The organism is Solitalea canadensis DSM 3403 (genome assembly GCF_000242635.2).
Taxonomy (GTDB): domain Bacteria; phylum Bacteroidota; class Bacteroidia; order Sphingobacteriales; family Sphingobacteriaceae; genus Solitalea; species Solitalea canadensis.
Genome location: NC_017770.1, coordinates 3,916,858 through 3,935,751 on the forward strand (window position 1 = coordinate 3,916,858; position 18,894 = coordinate 3,935,751).

At 36.5% G+C, this 18,894-nt stretch carries 16 protein-coding genes; 10 read left to right on the forward strand and 6 right to left on the reverse strand.

Annotated features, from left to right (window positions below; all coding sequences use genetic code 11):
- Nucleotides 1-182 precede the first annotated feature (182 nt).
- Nucleotides 183-941 (reverse strand): uroporphyrinogen-III synthase, encoded by a 759-nt coding sequence (locus tag SOLCA_RS16280; protein WP_014681554.1) that lies wholly within the window; start codon nucleotides 939-941, stop codon nucleotides 183-185.
- A 32-nt stretch (nucleotides 942-973) separates the two neighbouring features.
- Nucleotides 974-1,927 carry a DUF4271 domain-containing protein gene (locus tag SOLCA_RS16285; protein ID WP_014681555.1) on the reverse strand — a complete coding sequence of 318 codons (954 nt, stop codon included), beginning with the start codon at nucleotides 1,925-1,927 and terminating at the stop codon, nucleotides 974-976.
- 258 nt (nucleotides 1,928-2,185) lie between these two features.
- Between SOLCA_RS16285 and SOLCA_RS16290 the strand changes: the two genes are divergently transcribed.
- Nucleotides 2,186-2,902, forward strand: coding sequence for a 3-ketoacyl-ACP reductase (locus tag SOLCA_RS16290; RefSeq protein WP_014681556.1), 717 nt, complete (start codon nucleotides 2,186-2,188; stop codon nucleotides 2,900-2,902).
- 112 nt (nucleotides 2,903-3,014) lie between these two features.
- Here SOLCA_RS16290 and SOLCA_RS16295 read toward each other — a convergent pair whose 3' ends face one another.
- Nucleotides 3,015-3,407, reverse strand: a complete 393-nt coding sequence (locus SOLCA_RS16295; RefSeq protein WP_014681557.1) for a hypothetical protein — start codon at nucleotides 3,405-3,407, stop codon at nucleotides 3,015-3,017.
- Nucleotides 3,408-3,596: 189 nt separating this feature from the next.
- On the opposite strand from SOLCA_RS16295, the gene SOLCA_RS16300 reads away from it, so the two are divergent.
- The 5 genes from SOLCA_RS16300 to SOLCA_RS16320 all read left to right on the forward strand — a co-directional run bounded on the left by SOLCA_RS16300 (nucleotide 3,597) and on the right by SOLCA_RS16320 (nucleotide 7,959).
- A complete protein-coding gene (locus SOLCA_RS16300; RefSeq protein ID WP_014681558.1) occupies nucleotides 3,597-4,463 on the forward strand; it encodes a TraB/GumN family protein in 867 nt (288 codons plus the stop codon).
- A gap of 2 nt (nucleotides 4,464-4,465) precedes the next feature.
- Nucleotides 4,466-4,975, forward strand: a complete 510-nt coding sequence (locus tag SOLCA_RS16305; RefSeq protein WP_014681559.1) for an RNA polymerase sigma factor — start codon at nucleotides 4,466-4,468, stop codon at nucleotides 4,973-4,975.
- Nucleotides 4,965-5,600 (forward strand): hypothetical protein, encoded by a 636-nt coding sequence (locus SOLCA_RS16310; protein WP_014681560.1) that lies wholly within the window; start codon nucleotides 4,965-4,967, stop codon nucleotides 5,598-5,600. The genes SOLCA_RS16305 and SOLCA_RS16310 overlap by 11 nt, the downstream gene beginning before the upstream one ends.
- Before the next feature lie 247 nt (nucleotides 5,601-5,847).
- On the forward strand, nucleotides 5,848-6,975 hold the full coding sequence (gene hemW, locus SOLCA_RS16315; protein ID WP_014681561.1) for a radical SAM family heme chaperone HemW: 1,128 nt from the start codon (nucleotides 5,848-5,850) through the stop codon (nucleotides 6,973-6,975).
- A 102-nt stretch (nucleotides 6,976-7,077) separates the two neighbouring features.
- Nucleotides 7,078-7,959 carry a cupin-like domain-containing protein gene (locus SOLCA_RS16320; RefSeq protein ID WP_014681562.1) on the forward strand — a complete coding sequence of 294 codons (882 nt, stop codon included), beginning with the start codon at nucleotides 7,078-7,080 and terminating at the stop codon, nucleotides 7,957-7,959.
- 102 nt (nucleotides 7,960-8,061) lie between these two features.
- Here the strand turns inward: SOLCA_RS16320 and SOLCA_RS16325 are convergent, their stop codons facing one another.
- Together SOLCA_RS16325 and SOLCA_RS16330 are read right to left on the reverse strand one after the other, a co-directional pair.
- Nucleotides 8,062-9,375: a RagB/SusD family nutrient uptake outer membrane protein gene (locus tag SOLCA_RS16325; protein WP_014681563.1), complete on the reverse strand. Its 1,314-nt coding sequence runs from the start codon at nucleotides 9,373-9,375 to the stop codon at nucleotides 8,062-8,064.
- Nucleotides 9,376-9,393: 18 nt separating this feature from the next.
- Nucleotides 9,394-12,447 (reverse strand): SusC/RagA family TonB-linked outer membrane protein, encoded by a 3,054-nt coding sequence (locus tag SOLCA_RS16330; RefSeq protein WP_014681564.1) that lies wholly within the window; start codon nucleotides 12,445-12,447, stop codon nucleotides 9,394-9,396.
- A gap of 454 nt (nucleotides 12,448-12,901) precedes the next feature.
- On the opposite strand from SOLCA_RS16330, the gene SOLCA_RS16335 reads away from it, so the two are divergent.
- Together SOLCA_RS16335 and SOLCA_RS16340 are read left to right on the forward strand one after the other, a co-directional pair.
- Entirely contained in the window at nucleotides 12,902-13,999 is a 1,098-nt protein-coding gene (locus SOLCA_RS16335) for a vWA domain-containing protein (RefSeq protein ID WP_014681565.1), read from the forward strand.
- 72 nt (nucleotides 14,000-14,071) lie between these two features.
- Nucleotides 14,072-15,565: a MoxR family ATPase gene (locus SOLCA_RS16340; protein WP_014681566.1), complete on the forward strand. Its 1,494-nt coding sequence runs from the start codon at nucleotides 14,072-14,074 to the stop codon at nucleotides 15,563-15,565.
- Nucleotides 15,566-15,607: 42 nt separating this feature from the next.
- Here SOLCA_RS16340 and SOLCA_RS16345 read toward each other — a convergent pair whose 3' ends face one another.
- Nucleotides 15,608-16,450, reverse strand: coding sequence for a GNAT family N-acetyltransferase (locus SOLCA_RS16345; protein WP_014681567.1), 843 nt, complete (start codon nucleotides 16,448-16,450; stop codon nucleotides 15,608-15,610).
- Between the two features lie 204 nt (nucleotides 16,451-16,654).
- Between SOLCA_RS16345 and SOLCA_RS16350 the strand changes: the two genes are divergently transcribed.
- Nucleotides 16,655-17,938 (forward strand): metallophosphoesterase, encoded by a 1,284-nt coding sequence (locus SOLCA_RS16350; RefSeq protein WP_014681568.1) that lies wholly within the window; start codon nucleotides 16,655-16,657, stop codon nucleotides 17,936-17,938.
- An 80-nt stretch (nucleotides 17,939-18,018) separates the two neighbouring features.
- Nucleotides 18,019-18,879, forward strand: a complete 861-nt coding sequence (locus tag SOLCA_RS16355; RefSeq protein WP_014681569.1) for a UbiA family prenyltransferase — start codon at nucleotides 18,019-18,021, stop codon at nucleotides 18,877-18,879.
- The last annotated feature ends 15 nt before the right edge of the window (nucleotides 18,880-18,894 follow it).

The following is an 18,894-nucleotide window of genomic DNA, read 5'->3' on the forward strand; positions in this document are numbered from 1 at the left end:
TTATATTTTTTCTCTATCGAAAAACTATTCCTTAATCCGTTTAAACGAAAGAAAATTTTAATTGTTACGCAACATACAAAAATAATTAACAAAAAAAATCGTTAAAACGTGGGAAAAAAATTTTCTTTACGCTTTAACGATTCAGCAAAAATAGTAGAAATTTAACTATTATTTAAATTTTTTTATTTGTTACTAACCTTAATATATTCTTCAATAGCCATGGTCATTGAAGGCGATTGAGGGGTAGGTGCTTGAACGTCTAAATAGAGCCCAGCTTCCAAAACTGCCTTGTGTGTCGTTGAACCAAATGCCGCAATTCGAGTATTATTCTGCTCAAAATCGGGGAAATTCTGATACAAGGACTTAATTCCAGAGGGACTGAAAAAAGCTATCATATCATATTTAACCTCAGCTAAGTCAGATAAATCGCTACAAACTGTGCGATACATTACTGCTTCTGTAACGTCATATCCAACCTCTCTCATCTTCGATGGAATCTCTTCCTTACTTACATCCGAACATGGGAATAAATACTTTTCACCCTGGTGTTTTTTAAACTGTTCCATCAGGTCGGCAGTTGTTTGTTTGCCAAAAAATATTTTTCGTTTTCTGTACTGAATGTACTTTTGAAGATACAGTGCTGTAGACTCTGTATTACAGAAATACTTCATTTCAGCAGGCACTTCGTACCGCATTTCTTCACATAAACGGAAATACTGATCGATTCCGTGGCGACTTGTAAAGATAATTGCCGAGTAATCTGGCAAATTGATCTTTCCCTTTCTAAATTCCTTGGCGGGAACCCCCTCCACATGAATGAATGGTCTGAAATCAAGTTTCAAACTGTATTTCTTAGCCAACTCCGTGTATGGATTCTTATCGCTCTCTGGTTTTGGCTGCGTAATTAAAATACTTTTAACCTTTATTTTCCTCTCTGTCATGATAAATATAACCCCTTACTTCAGCTGAGACTTTAATTCAAAAGTACTTTATACAATATTATTAACGGACAAATTTCAAAGGCGCAAAGATAAACAATAAAATAAAATTTTGGAAATTGAAAATTTGACGAAATGAATATTGCCCCCCGAATATATTGATAGGCAAAACTTAATATCAGAATTGCCATAAAAATCAACATTAAATTATTTATAATCGCAGCAGTACCCAATGCATGCAAAATAAGCAAAGGTATTAACAGCAATGTAAAAGTGCCGAAGGATATGTAAATAATGGAGATGTAATTATTGACCATGTTCTTCACTGAAAACACAACTCCTGCTAATCTTAACAGTATTGTTTTTGCCAGGAAAAACAGCATTACTAATAAGGATAACAGGCAGTAACCTCCAACCCCTTCCATTCCAAAAACTTCATTTATCCCAAAGAGAACTTGTAGCAAGTATCCAAATGTAAATCCTATCAGGGTGGCAATAAATATAAACGACTCCGAGTTCAGGAGGTTATTATCCCGAATAAGCTGGTTAAGCGTTCTATTATTGACAAAACCTTGCACCATAATGGAGATATCTCTTGCAAAGAAATAGCTGATTAGCACAAACAACAAAAACAAGGCAAACGTAACGTACACCCCTTCCCTATCTTTAAATTTTCGTTCCACCTGGTCTACATACTCAATGTTTGAGACCTTTTTCATCTTAGTTTTTAGCAGCAGAAGTTCATTGAACGCTTTGTTATAGGAAACAGTAAATGAATCTAGCGATTTATTCTGTTTAGTTTTATCGATCAATAACGGAACCGATCGAAGTTTAACTAAAGTTATACTATCCTTAATTCTCACCGAATCAGGTATTTTTACAGTTCTTACAGGCCTTCTAAAAGTAACCGAATCTTGTGCATTGGTATTTGCGCCAAAGAGTATTAATACCGTAAATACACCTAAAAATGTAAAGATCTGTCTCAACATGTATAATTGTTTGGCAGCAAAATTACCTGATTTTCATTTATTTTTAAATAGGATACTGTATTAAGTACTTATTTTTTATAAATAAGTGAACCTTTAACATTAAGTGTTTATCATCTGTGCAATTAATTAAGTCTATAAAGAGTAGCAATTAGACCTATAATATGAATAAATACAGGCCGTAGGGATTTACAAACCTTAGGACATTATTATTATAGACCTATATAAAACAAAATATCAGATTTATTTGTCATCTCTAACATGGAATCATTACAAGGAAAAAATGCGCTTATTACTGGTGCAGGAAAAGGTATAGGAAAAGCAGTGGCTTTACAATTGGCTCAGGAAGGTGTGAACGTTGCATTACTGGCAAGAACTGTCTCTGATCTGGAAGCTGTAGCCACTGAAATAAAGGCCTTAGGTGTAAAAGCTTTAGTTATATCAGCTGATGTTGCTGATATCGACAGTGTAAACAAAGCCGTTTCACAAGTAGAGAATGAATTCGGGTACATAGACATTCTGATTAATAATGCAGGGATCGCTTCTTTCGGCAAGTTCCTGGAATTAACCCCGACAGATTGGGAAAAGATTGTACAGGTTAATCTTTTTGGAACTTACTACGTAACACGCGCTGCTCTGCCTAAAATGATTGAACGCCAAACCGGAGATATCATTAACATATCTTCAACTGCTGGACAACGTGGGGCTGCATTAACGAGTGCGTACAGTGCTTCAAAATTTGGCGTATTAGGTTTAACTGAATCCTTAATGCAAGAAGTTCGCAAACATAATATCAGGGTAACAGCATTAACTCCAAGTACGATTGCAACTGATATGGCAAAAGACCTTAATCTAACAGACGGTAATCCTGAAAAAGTAATGCAGCCAGAAGACTTCGCAGAGCTGATTGTTGCGCAGTTAAAATTAAACCGTCGTGTTTTTGTAAAAGAAGCTGGTTTATGGTCAACAAATCCGTAAGAAGTTTGTTAAGTATTATAGCGAGTCAATGAACGATTCTACAAATTAATCGTTCGTTCATGAAAATTCCCGATAATCTGATTACCGGGAATTTCTGTTATAGGTGGTTAGTTTAATTTGAGTTTGAGCACTCAGCGGTGTTTTGCTGTGTTTCTCCCCCTTCAGTCCCTGTAAAGTTATACTCTACAACAATTCGTGAGCTGGTCCTACCTTTTGCCGAAACATTAATAGAAGTTCCTGCCTTAGTGTTCACAGCTATTTCAAATGGCAATTCCGGTTCATTAACTGTTACCTGACCGTTGGCTCCCTGGTAGGTAATTGTAGTTACTTCCGAATTACCAATTTTAGGAACCGTATATTTTACTGTTCCATCGCTTTTTGTTGTATAAGCCGTTGTAGAAACATCACAGTCCCTGATATTACTTTTTTCATCATTATCTGTACAGGATATTACAGCTCCACTTAACAATATGGCAAGTAAAAAAGTAGAAAAGCGTTTGTTCATAATTATTGATTTTAAAAAATAGGTATTCGACAAAATTGAGATCTGTAGCCCTTTAACAGCAAACCAGTGGCCATTAAATCATCTATTTCGAGAACTTATTTACAGTAGATAATTTTTTAAAAAAAATTCTGTAACGAATTGTAATGCTTGAATACATACTGTGTATAAAAGTTAAAAAATTAAAGCATTATGAAAAGAACATTATTAACCCTGGCTACAATTGCGACATTTTTAATCTCTCTACATTCAAACGCTCAAAGTAAACAACCGCTAGAAAATTCATTATTATGGGAAATTAGTGGTAATGGTCTGCAAAAATCTTCATACCTATATGGAACAATTCACATGATCTGTGAAAAAGATTTCTCAATCTCTGAGAAACTAAAAAATACCATTTCGAAAACAACACGCTTAACTTTAGAAGTAGACTTAAGCGATCCGAATGAATTACAGGAAATGCAAAAATCTGCAATGGGCGAAATTCCATTGAGTAAAGAATTAACTTCGCAACAATATAAATCGCTGGATTCAATCCTAACGTTAAAAACACCTATGACGCTTAAGCAATTAGACAATTTTAATTTAATGGGCATAAATAGCATATTGATAGCGTCTACATTACCTTGCAAGTCATTAAAAGTGTATGAGTTTGAACTTATCGCGTTGGCTAAACAACAAAAAATGACAATAGGCAAGCTGGAAACGATTAAGGATCAAGCATATTTCTTCAGCAAAGCATTCAATAAAGACTTCTTGTTCACACAACTGATAAAAACTGACAGTTATGGAGAGATGTTTATTAAAATGATTGACGATTATAAAAACGAACGTTTGACCGACATCGGTGCAAAACTAAACGATGAGAGATTCTCCAATGCTGATACTAAAAAATGGTTATTAACCGAAAGAAACCTTAATTGGGTAAGTGAAATGCCGTCAATGATGAAAGCTGAAAGTGTATTTTTTGCCGTGGGAGCAGCTCATTTACCTGGCGAGAATGGTGTAATTGAATTATTAAAAGCAAAGGGTTACACTGTTAAACCTGTTTTAAATTAATAATGTCTATTCAAAAGGAAAAAGAATTTCTCGTTCTGGTTGAAAAGCATAAAGGGATTATCCATAAGATTTCTAAAATGTACATGGATAATAGTGATGATCAAAAGGATCTATTTCAAGAGATTGTTCTCCAACTTTGGAAATCATATGATTCCTTTAACAAACAGAGCCAGTTTTCAACTTGGATGTATCGGGTAGCATTAAACACTGCAATCCTTTATTTTAAAAAGGATAAACGTAAGCCTGATACCGCTTTTGAGAATATTCCAGATACTATTGCAAACATAGATGATGATGCTGAAACGAAAGAGATTCAATTAGCTCATTTCTATAAAGCGTTGCAAAAACTGGATAAAATTGAAAAGGCGTTAGTTTTCTATCATTTAGAAAACTACTCTCACAAAGAAATTGGCGACAACCTTGGTATTTCCGAGGGAAATGCAAGAGTGAAATTAAACAGAGCAAAAAACAGATTAAAAGAATTGATTAAAGAACAAGGTTATGAATTTTGACGATTTAAAATCAGCATGGAATAACGATTCCGACAATAATATAGAAGTCCCTAAAAATTTAGATAGTTTAAAAGGTGCACAATCTCCAATTGATAAGGTTAAGAAAAACCTTCGATCAGAGTTTTGGTTAAATGTGGTATTTATTATACTTTTCTTTGCCCTACCATTCATCATTGATCGACTGGTTCCGATGTCTACCGTATTATATTATACGATCCTAATACTGACAGCTCTTCCAATGACCTACTATCTTATCAACTTCTACAAATTTTACGGAAGGATCAATAAGTTGGAAGTTAGTACAAAAGATAGTCTGAATGAGGTTTACTTTGAATTAAAGCACTTTATAGAGATCTACAAAGTAATGCAACACTTTATCTCGCCTAACTTCCTACTGATGGGGTTCATTATTGGAATTGGACCGAAGGTTGGCAAACTGTTGGATAAACTAGTTACCATTAAAGACCTGCACAGTGATGGCGTTTGGCTGGGAGTAGTAATCTTAGGGGCCTTTATTGTAGTAATGGTTGGCTTTTACTTTTACATTAATGCCCATATCAAATATTTTTATGGAAAGTATTTAACAGAACTAGGGAAAATAAGGGATGAATTAAAAGAAGATTAATTATGATTTATAAAAAGGGACGAGGTTATTGTTATCATTAACCTCGTTTTTTTATGCCTTTAAGCAGTTAATAAATATAGCAATCGCCGCAAATTATGCGGTGATTATTACTTTGTTTAAAACAGAAATTCTCTTTTTAATTACACAATAACCATCCCTTTCATAGAAATACTAACTACAACTTAAATGAAGGAATATTCCAGGGGTCATAAAGGTTATTAAAATCCATTTTTCCTACTTTTGCAAAATGGCCGGAATTTATATCCATATCCCTTTCTGCAAAAAAGCTTGTTATTATTGCGATTTTCATTTTTCAACCAACTGGAAAGTTAAAACTGAATTATTAGCTGCTATTGAGCAGGAACTTGAACTGCAACGAAATTACCTGAATGGAGAATCTGTTGAAACGGTCTATTTTGGAGGTGGAACTCCTTCTATTCTGACCGGGGAAGAAATAAATGCTATTTTGGACAAAATAAACACCCTCCATCATGTTGCTGCTAGTGCTGAAATCACTTTGGAAGCGAATCCTGATGATTTGGATGCAGCAAAAATTAAAGAGTTGCGCCAAACCGCTGTTAATCGTTTCAGTATTGGCATTCAGTCATTTTTTGATGAGGATTTGCAATGGATGAACCGTGCGCACAATGCTTCAGAAGCTAAATCGAGTATAATGCGAGCGCAGGATGCTGGCTTTGAGAATATTACTTGCGATTTGATTTATGGTTATCCGTTGCTGACCAACAAAAAATGGAAGGAAAATATTCAGACATTAATCGACTTACAAATTCCTCATATTTCTTCCTATTCAATGACTGTTGAGCCGCAAACGGCTTTGGCTTCGTTTATCAGAAAAAATAAACAACAGCCAATGAATGAAGAGCAAAGTGCTGAACAATTTCAGTATTTAATCGAAGAACTATCCAAGGCTAACTTTTTGCATTACGAAATCTCCAACTTTGGAAAAGAGGGCTGGCTTTCTAAGCACAATTCCAATTATTGGTTCGGCAAAAAATACCTGGGAATAGGACCATCTGCTCATTCTTTTAATGGAGAAACACGCCAATGGAACATTGCCAATAATTATAAATACATCGACTCATTAAGTCAAAAGAAAATTCCGTTCGAAGAGGAACTATTAAGCCCTGTTCAGCGTCTTAATGAATATGTAATGACTGCGTTGCGAACCATGTGGGGTATTGATCTGAAAAAAATTGAAAACAATTATGGAAAAGAATTCCTGGAAGAAATTATGCACACCGCTGAAAAATATATTGATAAGCAATGGGTAACCAATAATGAAGATAAATTAATATTAAGCAAAGAAGGTAAACTCTATGCAGATTTAATCGCTTCAGAACTATTTATTACCTAAAAAGTTCATTCCGTTAAAAACAACTTCGTCAAAATTACATTATATATACCACGCTTAACATTCATTGAAGTTATATTTGCATTTTCTTAATCGATTCTTAACATGGGATTTATACTTGAACCTATTGAGCGGATATCAAACATTAGCAAAGAAGAATTCGAAGAAAAATACCTTAAGCCCCGTAAGCCTGTTGTGATAACTGCCATGGCCCAAAATTGGCCAGCCTATGAAAAGTGGACTTTTGATTATTTAAAACAGGTAGTTGGCGACAAGGTAGTTCCTTTGTATGACAATGCTAAAGCGGATCCGTCTAAACCTATTAATGCGGCAGCCTCCGAAATGGCATTTACAGATTACATCGATCTGATTCAATCACAACCTACCGAACTTCGCATCTTTTTATTCGATATTTTCAAGCATGCTCCAAAGCTGCTGGATGATTATAAATGTCCGAAGGAACTTATGGGCGGTTTTTTAGATCGTTACCCTAATATGTTCTTTGGAGGAAAAGGCTCTGTTACGTTTTTACATTACGACATAGACCTTGCTCATATCTTTCATACGCATTTTCACGGACGTAAACATATTATTCTATTTGACTATAAGTGGAAAGACCGTTTGTATTGCATTCCGTTTGCCACTTATGCACTCGAAGATTATGATATTCTTAATCCAGATTTTCAAAAATTCCCAGCCTTAGATGGCATTCAAGGTATCGAATGTTATCTTGAGCATGGAGAAACACTATTTATGCCCACCGGATGGTGGCATTGGATGAAATATTGGAATGGCGGCTTCTCTATTAGCCTAAGAGCATGGGACCGCTCTCCAATTATCAAAGCAAAAAGTTTATACAATCTTACGGTTCAGCGCAAGTTCGATGATTTCATGAAAACCCAATTCAAAGTTAAATACATGAACTGGAAAGAGGAACTTGCCATTAAACGTGCCGAAAAAGCCCTGGCAGAAGGGTTGCCGAGATAGAAAAAGTCCATGGACCATAGTCCATAGTCCATAGTGAAGTAGATCGTAATATGATCCTTACTATGGACTATGGACTATGGACCATGGACTATGGACTATGGACTATTGTCCTACATTCTCCGCAAACGGAATTGGGAATGCTGGCCAAACATCATCACCTGGTCTATCCAAAGGCAGTTCTGCCAATCTGTTATACCTGCGCATATCTACCCAGCGATGTCCTTCACAGAATAAGGAATATCGACGTTGTTCAAGCATCTCATTCGTTAAAGCTGCAGCGGTAACCCCTCCGCCATAAACTACAAGATTATTACCTGTTCTAATTCGATTGATAGCAACAACTGCGTCTGGTAGCACATTTGTCTGAATCTTAGCTTCAGCATAAAGTAGAATCAATTCCTCATTTCTGATAATTGGAATTGGAGCCACATTGCTTTTATATACGGCTACATCATAATTACTAGAAAGCCCACTTTGTGTTGCCGGAGCATTTCGCAATGATGCTTTTTGCAAGCGAGTATCACCTGCTACACCATCCGTTATGAAATCCGGATGTGCAACCCTTACCTCACCGGTTGCATTAGGAGCTAAAAAGAACCTGTTTAGCTGATCTCCGGATGCGGTAGAAAAAACATGAAACACGCCAGTTTGAAAGCTCCCATTAAGATTAAAAAAAGATGCATTCAAATAGGTCAAGACATCAGTATATAATCCCCTGTAAGCCGCCACCCTCGCAGCTAAAGCCCGGTTAAACTTTTGAAAATCAGCAACACTGGGCGCCAGTGTTGTGGTAAATGCAAATTCTGCATTCGTTAACTGCGTGTTTCCTTGTTCTAAAAGGCCTGCAATTGCAGTTAAGGCATCATTGTAAGGAACTATAGGCCCAAGATTATTTGGATCTGCTACTTCTATTCTAACTCCATTGCTGCCTGTAAGGTTCAATGCTATTAAAAGTTCATATGCTTTGATTGTGTTAGCATATCCCCTATAGCCTTGTTTTTGAGCATCAGTAGGAGCTCCTGTATTATCAACTGAGGCCAATAATATATTACAATTCTTTACCGCACGATAAGTAGCATGCCATTGACGAGTCGTATAAAATGCATTATTATCCAACGTAGCGTTTTCCTGTCCAAGCAAATCTTGAGTGTAACGAGGTTCTGATCCGGCAAAACGATACATCTCACGACCAACTACTCCAACATCATCAAGGTAATACTCAATTGCATCACGCATTCCTGACTCACTACCAATGACAATATTATTAAGCTCTGAGATTGATGCATTAGAAAGCACTCCATTCAAACTCGGGTTATTAGGGTCAACTTCGTCATCGAGACTACACCCCGACGGTACGAATAACAGTAAGCCTAATAAAAAACTTAGTGTCAACATTTTATTTATATGACGTTTCATAATTGATTCTGTTAAGGATTAAAAGTCTATGCTAACGTGAAAAAACATACGTCTTGAAGAAGGGTAAGGAGTTACCTCCACATTGGTTGAAAAACCGGCCGAACCGAAGTTAGATACTTCAGGGTCATAACTGTCATAATTAGTTATTGTGAAAAGGTTCGTCGCTGATACTCCTACTTTAATACCTGATACAACTCCATTGAATGCATTCTTAAGCACATTAGGAGTAAAGGTGTAGTATAGTCCAATGTCTCTCAATCTGAAGAATGAAGCATCCTGAACAAATATTCTTGATGAAACACCTACTGTACTTATTCTGTCTAATGCATCAGGAACTCCATTGCCATTGGCATCACTATCATAATCATGACTAGTTCCTCCTAAATCATTTAAGAATTGAGAAAGGTTAATATTATCTCCTTTGTTTTTCCAGTGAAGCGTGAAGTTTAAAGATATATTTTTATAGATGGTAAAATCATTTATAAAATTCATCTGGAACTTAGGTTCAGCATTACCAAGTACGAAAACTCCATCCGAAGCCCCATCACCATCTATATCATCCAACCCTACAATCTGAGTTGGTGATTTACCCTCTTCAATACGGAAGCTACCTAATGTATTACTAAAACCACCCACGTTAAATGCAGGAATATCCAATTCCAGCATTTTTGCTCTGTTCATCCAGTACGCCGTCCTAAAATTCCACCTGAAGTTTGGACTAGTGAAAGGAACAATAGTCAACCCTAATTCAACACCTTGATTTTGAAGCGTTCCACCATTGATAACTTTTTGAACAAAACCCGTTGAAGGTTGAACATTCTGGGTAAATATTAAGTCGAATGCACGTTTATTATAATAAGTGGCATCAAAAGAGACCCTACTTTCCCAGAAACTTAGATCAAAGCCTGTTTCAAATTCTTTCTGACGCTCCTGCTTAATTTCGTCATTACCTTGTTGAACTGAACCTTGACTATTGATTACACCGATAAGTGTACCCCCCTGGCCTCCGATATTTGAGGCTGAAAACGAAGTGAATTTAGAACCGAATGGAGGGAAATTACCCGACTCGCCATATGCTGCACGCAATTTAAGCTGGGTGATTGAGTTAGATTTCCAGAAATCAAAGTTCTGTAAATTAACGGCTATTGATCCCTTAGGGAATGCCTGAAACTTATTTACATCTCCGTTATCGGAAGATTTGTCAAAACGAACACCTCCGGTCACAATCACTCTGTCAGAAAAGTTTACTTCTTCTTGAATAAACAAACCCCTGTTTTTACGTGGAGCCCTGTACTGAACTGCTGTTAAAGCAGAAGCCTGATTGACGTTGGTTTGAGTACCTATCAATTTCGTTGCGACATCCAAAATCTGATTCTGGTCAAAGTTTTCGGCTGTTGCTCCTGCTGATGTTGTAAAATTCCACTTTGTATCGCTCGTAGAATAAGTGTTAACAAGCATTGCAGAGTAGTTAGTATTTAAATTGTTTGTATTTCCTTGTATGGACGCACCGTCTGTACCATTACCATTCGATTGGAATTGCAATGAATTTGGAAATATTCCTTTTGTATAAAGGTTATAATAATCCAGCCCTCCTCTTAAAATGAGCTTAGTTGTCGAACGGTTATTCTGTTGAATAAAGGTTGTCAATGATAAGCCTCCAACAAAACGATTAACCCGCTCATTATTGGTCATTAACTCACGTGTTTGAAGTGGGTTAGATGCAGAATAAGGGTTATTAGGAAAAATACCTGATGCATTAGGATACAGGTTGGCATATGTTGGCGTCGATGAAAGAGCTACCCCATATGAAACACTATTATTATCATTATTGGTTAACCCACGGTCTGTAGAAGAATTAATATAATTAGTGGTTAACTGCACATTAAACCGATTGGATATCCGATGATCAACGTTTGCTCGTATTGAGTATTTTTGATAACCGCTGTTTTGGATAATCCCCTCTTCGTTTTGGTACAATCCTGAGAGATAAAAACTAGTCTTTTCACCTCCTCCTGAGACACTCAAAGCACTTGTAGTTAAAAATCCAGTTTCTCCATACATCTCTTGCTCATAGTCATAGATTTGACCAGCTGAAGAAGCTGTTCTAAAGGCTGATTTCTGAGCATCAACAGCAGGCTGATTGGTTACATTTCCATCATCATCTACTGTTTGGAAAAAGCTTTGGATTTTATTTTCATCCCATTGTCTAACCCCCAAAAGCTTTTGAGCTTTGGCCATTCCTAAATCTTGAGAGAAGGAAACTTTAGTTTTACCTTGCGTTCCTCGTTTAGTGGTTATAATAATAACACCTGATGAAGCTAACGCCCCATAAATAGCGGCTGCAGATGCCCCTTTAAGCACCTCCACATTTTCAATATCTCCAGGATTCAAATCGGCTATACGATTGGATGGGTTATCCTGGTTAGATGTTGCGCTACCATTTCGAGAAGCTGCCGTCACCACATTTAACCCTCCGGAAATAGATGAGTTATCCATCATTACACCATCAACAATATACAAAGGCTGCATTCCACTATTAATAGATGTTAAACCACGCAAACGAACAGACATCCCGCCCCCAGGGGCACCAGAAGAGGAAATAATATTAGCTCCCACTAATTTTCCGTTCAATGCCCCATCGAGCGTTTGCATAGGAGCATTCCCTGTAAGTTCCTTGGATGAAATTGTGGCTACAGCATTGGCTAGATTACTCCGTTTAACACTTGTTGCCAAACCAGTAACAACTACCTCCTCTAAACGGGCAACGTCTTCAATTAGTTTAATGTTTACTGTTTCACTTGCTGTTACAGTTTGCGGTTTGTAGCCAATTGAGACAAACTGAAGTTGCGAACCACTTGGAACATCTTTAAGTGAATATTCACCAGTGGCATCTGTGCTGGTTCCTTTTGTTGAGCCTTTTACTGTAACGGTTACGCCGGGAAGTGGCTCGTTTGTTCCCGCATCCGTTACCTTCCCTTTCACATTTAGTTGTGCAAATGCTAATTGGGGCGCTATTAACACCAATAAGAAAAATGAAATTAATAGCTGAGAACGTAAATGTCTTATTATCATAAGAATAATTGGTTATTTATATTAAGTTACTTAAAATAACTTAATATTAAATAATCACAACTTACTCATTATCAAAGATTTTACATCAGCACCTAAATCAATGCTAAAAAATGTAAATAAAGTCTGTTTTTTGACCTAATTACATTGATTTACTTGAACTTAGCATTATCATCTTGCCTTTGTTAACAATATTGTGCAATAGTCAGTCGATTTGTCTTTTTCTTGTTGCAATTTATGATTGTCTTAAGGGTCTAAAATCTATTTAATAGTCATTAATCCAGAGGTGTTTTGTAATTACCCTTAACGTTTAAGCGCCATGGCAGAAAATTATTTAACCAGACTTCAACATCATCTACCGTTTTAAAACATTAAATTTAGATATGCGTTATTCATCATTACTAGAATGTCGTGATTACAAATAATCACAACCAATAGCTATTAAATTCAGACCGTTATGAGAGGCTACGCTTTTACCAAATATATTCCGGAAAATTTACCCAAGGGTGGATTTGATAACTTGCTAAAGCTATTCATTCAATTGCTAAACTATACTGCAGGAGATGCTAATGAAGCCCTTTCGTGGATGAATGAACTTGACAAGCAATATAATCTTACCAATGACGAATACGGAATTGGTGATTTTATTGAAGACCTAAAGAAACGAGGTTATTTAACGGACGACAACGAAAAAGGCGGCTTTGTAATTACAGCAAAGTCTGAACAAGTAATTAGAAGGTCGGCTCTGGAAGAGATCTTTGGAAAGCTGAAGAAATCCGGTAATGGTACCCACCAAACTAATTATTCTGGACAAGGTGATGAACCCAACGCTGAACGTCGCGAATATCAGTTCGGCGACAACCTGGAACAGATTGACATGACTCAATCTATTCATAATGCCCAAATTAATCATGGTTTAGGTGATTTTCATTTAACAGAGCGAGATCTGGAAGTAGAAGAAATGGATTACAAAACATTAACCTCAACTGTTTTAATGATTGATATTTCTCATTCTATGATTCTGTATGGTGAAGATCGTATTACCCCTGCCAAAAAAGTGGCAATGGCATTGGCTGAATTAATTTCAACTAAATACCCTAAAGATACCTTAGACATTGTTGTTTTTGGTAATGATGCCTGGCCAATATCGATTAAGGATTTGCCTTACCTGCAGGTTGGCCCATATCATACAAATACTTACGCTGGCCTGGAATTAGCAGTAGATATTTTAAGAAGAAGAAAAACGCAGAATAAACAAATTTTTATGATTACTGATGGTAAACCGACTTGCTTAAAGGAAGGCCTGAGATATTATAAAAACAGTTTTGGTCTCGACAGAAAAGTAATCAACAAAACGCTGACGATGGCAGCCCAATGTAAAAAACTAAAAATCCCTATCACCACATTTATGATAGCAAAAGACCCTTATCTTCAGGCATTTGTTAGACAGTTTACGGAGGTAAATGGCGGTAAAGCTTTTTACAGTACATTATCGGGTTTAGGAGAATACATTTTTGAGGATTATATAAAAAATAGAAGAAAAACCGTACGCTAATTTGAGAATTGGGACTGAAGAATCCGAACATTTGAAGCAACATGTAACCCGAAACTCGCAATCAATAATAACATGATCAAAACATTAGGTGATTTAAAAGCATCAGGATATAAACCCAAAGGAATTAAGGACGAACTACGCGATAATTTAATTAAGCGACTTAAAAGTGGTCAGAAATCTTTTGAAGGAATTATTGGATATGATGAAACTGTAATTCCTGATTTATTTACATCTATTCTTTCCCGTCATAATATTTTACTGTTAGGCTTACGCGGACAAGCAAAAACCCGTATTGCCCGTCAGATGATTGAATTACTGGATGAGTGGATTCCATATGTAGATGGTTCAGAATTGTATGATGATCCATTAAATCCGATCAGCTGGTTTGCCCACAATGAAATAAAAGAAAAAGGAGATGATACTCCGATTGCATGGTTACACAGAAACGAACGATACACCGAAAAGTTAGCAACACCTGATGTTACCGTAGCCGACCTTATCGGTGATGTTGATCCAATTAAGGCAGCAGCATTAAAACTTGCTTATTCTGATGAAAGGGTTATTCATTACGGATTGATTCCACGCACTCATCGCCAAATATTTGTAATAAATGAGTTGCCCGATTTACAGGCTCGCATACAGGTAGCACTTTTCAACATTCTTCAGGAAAAAGATATTCAGATCAGAGGATTCAAACTTCGTTTACCATTAGACATTCAGTTTGTCTTTACGGCCAATCCTGAGGATTATACCAATCGCGGTTCGATTGTTACTCCATTAAAAGACCGTATAGAGAGCCAAATATTGACTCATTATCCAAAAACTACGGAGATATCAAAACTAATCACTCATCAGGAGGCGCGGGTAACAAAAGACCAATCAGCCAAAATTGAGGTACCTGAACTTGCCAAGGATCTTATTGAGCAAATTGCTTTTGAAGCACGTAGCAGTGAATATGTCGACAAGAAAAGTGGTGTATCAGCTCGCTTAACTATTTCAGCTTTCGAAAACTTAATGAGTACTGCTGAACGTAGAATGTTAATTAACAATGAAGATAAAACACATATTCGTTTGGCCGACTTTATTGGGGTGATCCCGGCAATTACCGGCAAAATTGAATTGGTTTATGAAGGAGAGCAGGAAGGTCCGGCTAAAGTAACACATATTTTAATAGGTAAAGCCATTAAAGCACTTACGTCCACCTACTTACCTGACCCTGAAAAAGCTAAGAAAAGCAAAACCAATAATCAGTACGCAGCCGTAATTGACTGGTTTGGAAAAGGTAATTCACTTACAATATCGGACGGTTTGAGCAATAAGGAATATGCAGCTGTTTTACGTTCCGTTCCAGGACTGGAAGCTCTTATTAAAATCCTTTATCCAGACCTCGACGAAAGCAACCGTTTATTATTGATGGAGCTTGCATTGCATGCTTTGTCTGAACATTCATTGTTAAGCAAACATTACATGAGCAATGGTTTTGAATTCAAAGATATGTTCAGTAGCCTGTTCAATGCATCTATTGATGATGAAGATGAACATGGTTATCAGGATGACAGATATTAACAAAAAACCTCTCCAAGTGTACAAGGAGAGGTTTTTCTTTTATTATACTTCCAAGGTCATTTCGTATTGTCCAATTATCGATTGCAATCCTTTTTTCTTGAAAAAGCCATGGATTTCAATATCAGAAACATCAACATTAAAAATGGAAATTTCACCTTCAAACTGCTGTTGAATATGGCTTAACAATACTGAACCATACCCATTCTTTCTATAGACCGGAGCAATTGCAAATAATGCAATACGCCCATTTTCCGGATTAAAACTTGCAAAACCTACCAGTACTTCATCAACGTAAGCTCCAATAGTTTTACGCTTACCCTCTGCCCTCTTCACTGATTCAATACTATTTTGCCATGAAGGTTGTAGTGTAAAGAAAGCTTGTAAATGTACCCAGTCAACATTTTCTAATTCTTTGAATGACAGACCCTCAATGTTTGGAACTGATTCTACACTCCCTTTAAGGCAATCCAACTCACGCACAATTTTAAAACCTACATTTTCATAAACCTGTCTAGCATAATTATTTCCAATAATGAATTCGAGTAAATGAGTGGTGATACCGTCATTATCGGCAAGTCTTTTTATGATGTAATGATAGATTTGCTGTGTTATACCTTTTCCCCGATGAGAGGGGATCACTCCAGTACCTCCATTATAGACCACCTTCTTCCCGTCGATTTCATCATAAGCATTCAAAATAAACCCTACCAATTTATCGTCATCAAACATACCGACTGAATGATTAAGTGATGTTCCTTCACTTTGCATTTTATCAATCAGTTGCTGCTCGGTCAGATGAAATTTTACAATATAATCAGAGAATGATTCATTAAAAGTATCCAGAATAGTCGTAACAGGTACATTTTCAAGGGTTCTTATTTCCATAAGTGTTAATTGATTGAACCAGCAAGATAATATGGTTCATAGACTAATATGGCTTATTTTATGTAAAATTCTTGTAAGAAGTATATATACTTTAAATGTCAAAATTATGCTGGAGTAGAACTTTTTAACTTTCACAATTGTACATTTATAGCTTGTGTTTTTTTAACGATTAATGTTCCATTTGGAACTGACTTAAATAATAGTATGAATTCAGGACGAATTATTTTTTTAATTGTATTTAACTTAATAATAATTGGTGCCGATCTGTATGTTTTTCAGGCATTCAAGGCCATGTTAAAAGGCAGATCGACTCAAAAGCAAAAGTTTTTACATTATTTATATTGGATTATCAGTATAACCTTTTTCATTGCTGCCGGCATTAGTATTTTCTTTAATGTACCACGTACATTCCGAACAGTTGCAATGGTTGGCTTTATATTAATCAACTTCTCTAAGCTATTTGCTCTTCCTTTTATTCTTTCTGATGATCTACGACGCGTTTTTATTTGGATTAAGCGTAAATTTCAAAGAGAAAGACTCCCAGCAGAGCAAGAAGCCACTCTTGTGGAGACTTCGCAGGAATCGAGTCCAACTAAAATTTCACGTTCTGAATTTTTAAGTAAAGCGGGGATTATTGCTGCTTCTATTCCTTTTGCGACGATGACCTTTGGAATTATTGAGGGCGTATATGACTACAGAATTAAACGCGTAAAACTTAAACTCCCTAATCTTCCAAAGTCATTTGAAGGATTAAAAATCGCACAGATATCAGATATTCACTCCGGTAGCTTTTACAACAAAAGAGCTGTTCAAGGTGGTATAGATATGCTCCTGGCCGAAAAGCCTGACATGGTATTTTTTACAGGTGATTTAGTTAACGACGAAACACCGGAAGTAAAAGACTATGTTGATATTTTCAATAAAGTTAAAGCTCCATTGGGTGTTTATTCAACCCTAGGAAATCATGATTATGGCGACTATAAACAATGGCCTTCCGCTCAGGCGAAAAAACAAAATCTTGAGGACCTTAAGAATGTCCACCGCAAAAACTTTGGATGGGATTTATTAATGAATGAAAACCGCATAATTGAGCAAGGTGGAGATAAAATAGCGATTGTTGGAATTGAAAACTGGGGCAAGGGGCGTTTCCCTAAATATGGACGCATGGATTTAGCAACCCAGGGAACCGAAGATGCCGCTGTTAAACTTTTGCTCTCGCACGATCCAAGCCACTGGCGCATGCAGGTTTTACCAGAATACAAAGACATTGATGCAATGTTCTCAGGCCATACACATGGAATGCAATTTGGCGTACGTTTAGGTAATTTCCAATGGAGTCCAGTGCAATACATGTATCCGGAATGGGCCGGCTTATACCAGGATGGCCAACAGCAGCTATATGTAAATGTTGGTTATGGTTTCTTAGGATATCCTGGTCGCGTGGGTATTTATCCTGAGATTTCTATTTTTGAGTTAACCAGAGGTTAAGATACAAGGAAGAACAAAGAGAAAAGACTACTACGTTTCATCTTTAATCTTTTCTCCTTGTTCTTTGCTCTCAATCTCATATGAAAAAAGCATTCGATTTTTTTGTTTTTGCTAATTTTTGGGTTGGACTTTGTGCGGTAGCACAAGGGCTCATCACCTACATTTTTATCAATACTACTCCATCACCTATTGCTATTTCAGTTCTGTTTCTGGCTACTTTCTTTATTTATAATATCCGTATCGTATTAAATTATCCGTTGATTATAAAGAACAAAGACAATTATACCTCCGACCGGATGAAATGTGTAGCTGCACATGTTGATCTTATCCGATTACTTACCATTGTTTCTGTCATTATTCTTATTCCACTATCTCTTTTACTACCCATACAAGCAATCATATCATTATCAGTTGCGGGGATTTTGGCACTGGCTTACTCACTTCCGATATTCAAGAGTAAAAAAGGCGGCTTACGACAAATCCCAGGGCTCAAAACACTAATTATCGGGTTGATATGGGCGTCCAGCACCGTTTTGGTTCCCATGATGGCATCAGGAGAAGTTATTACCCAGCAGCTTACCATATTGTTATTCATTAAACGCTTTCTACTGGTATTCTCGTTAGCGCTGTTATTTGACCTGCGCGATATGGAAACAGATCAAAAACATAATTTAAAGACCATACCGGTAGCATTAGGGGCCGTAAAAACAAAATGGCTATGCTTTTTCCTAATCTGTATTCATTCAATAATCATTTTCTTTGCAGACATTCCCGTTGTAGCTCCAGATCTGATCGTTATTATGCTCATATATATTGCCATTAACATATACCTGATCATACAGAGCTTTCCGCGTAAGAGTGATTATTTTTATTTGTTTTGGGTAGATGGAATGTTTGTACTCCAATACTTCTTATTTTACTTTATCAAATACATGCCATAAAAAAAGCTCCCGAAG

What these genes read in the sequence shown, in the direction of transcription:
- SOLCA_RS16280 (WP_014681554.1), bottom strand. Translation starts at nt 941, where the DNA reads ATGACAGAGAGGAAAATAAAGGTTAAAAGTATTTTAATTACGCAGCCA.
- SOLCA_RS16285 (WP_014681555.1), bottom strand. Translation starts at nt 1,927, where the DNA reads ATGTTGAGACAGATCTTTACATTTTTAGGTGTATTTACGGTATTAATA.
- SOLCA_RS16290 (WP_014681556.1), top strand. Translation starts at nt 2,186, where the DNA reads ATGGAATCATTACAAGGAAAAAATGCGCTTATTACTGGTGCAGGAAAA.
- SOLCA_RS16295 (WP_014681557.1), bottom strand. Translation starts at nt 3,407, where the DNA reads ATGAACAAACGCTTTTCTACTTTTTTACTTGCCATATTGTTAAGTGGA.
- SOLCA_RS16300 (WP_014681558.1), top strand. Translation starts at nt 3,597, where the DNA reads ATGAAAAGAACATTATTAACCCTGGCTACAATTGCGACATTTTTAATC.
- SOLCA_RS16305 (WP_014681559.1), top strand. Translation starts at nt 4,466, where the DNA reads ATGTCTATTCAAAAGGAAAAAGAATTTCTCGTTCTGGTTGAAAAGCAT.
- SOLCA_RS16310 (WP_014681560.1), top strand. Translation starts at nt 4,965, where the DNA reads ATGAATTTTGACGATTTAAAATCAGCATGGAATAACGATTCCGACAAT.
- hemW (WP_014681561.1), top strand. Translation starts at nt 5,848, where the DNA reads ATGGCCGGAATTTATATCCATATCCCTTTCTGCAAAAAAGCTTGTTAT.
- SOLCA_RS16320 (WP_014681562.1), top strand. Translation starts at nt 7,078, where the DNA reads ATGGGATTTATACTTGAACCTATTGAGCGGATATCAAACATTAGCAAA.
- SOLCA_RS16325 (WP_014681563.1), bottom strand. Translation starts at nt 9,375, where the DNA reads ATGAAACGTCATATAAATAAAATGTTGACACTAAGTTTTTTATTAGGC.
- SOLCA_RS16330 (WP_014681564.1), bottom strand. Translation starts at nt 12,447, where the DNA reads ATGATAATAAGACATTTACGTTCTCAGCTATTAATTTCATTTTTCTTA.
- SOLCA_RS16335 (WP_014681565.1), top strand. Translation starts at nt 12,902, where the DNA reads ATGAGAGGCTACGCTTTTACCAAATATATTCCGGAAAATTTACCCAAG.
- SOLCA_RS16340 (WP_014681566.1), top strand. Translation starts at nt 14,072, where the DNA reads ATGATCAAAACATTAGGTGATTTAAAAGCATCAGGATATAAACCCAAA.
- SOLCA_RS16345 (WP_014681567.1), bottom strand. Translation starts at nt 16,450, where the DNA reads ATGGAAATAAGAACCCTTGAAAATGTACCTGTTACGACTATTCTGGAT.
- SOLCA_RS16350 (WP_014681568.1), top strand. Translation starts at nt 16,655, where the DNA reads ATGAATTCAGGACGAATTATTTTTTTAATTGTATTTAACTTAATAATA.
- SOLCA_RS16355 (WP_014681569.1), top strand. Translation starts at nt 18,019, where the DNA reads ATGAAAAAAGCATTCGATTTTTTTGTTTTTGCTAATTTTTGGGTTGGA.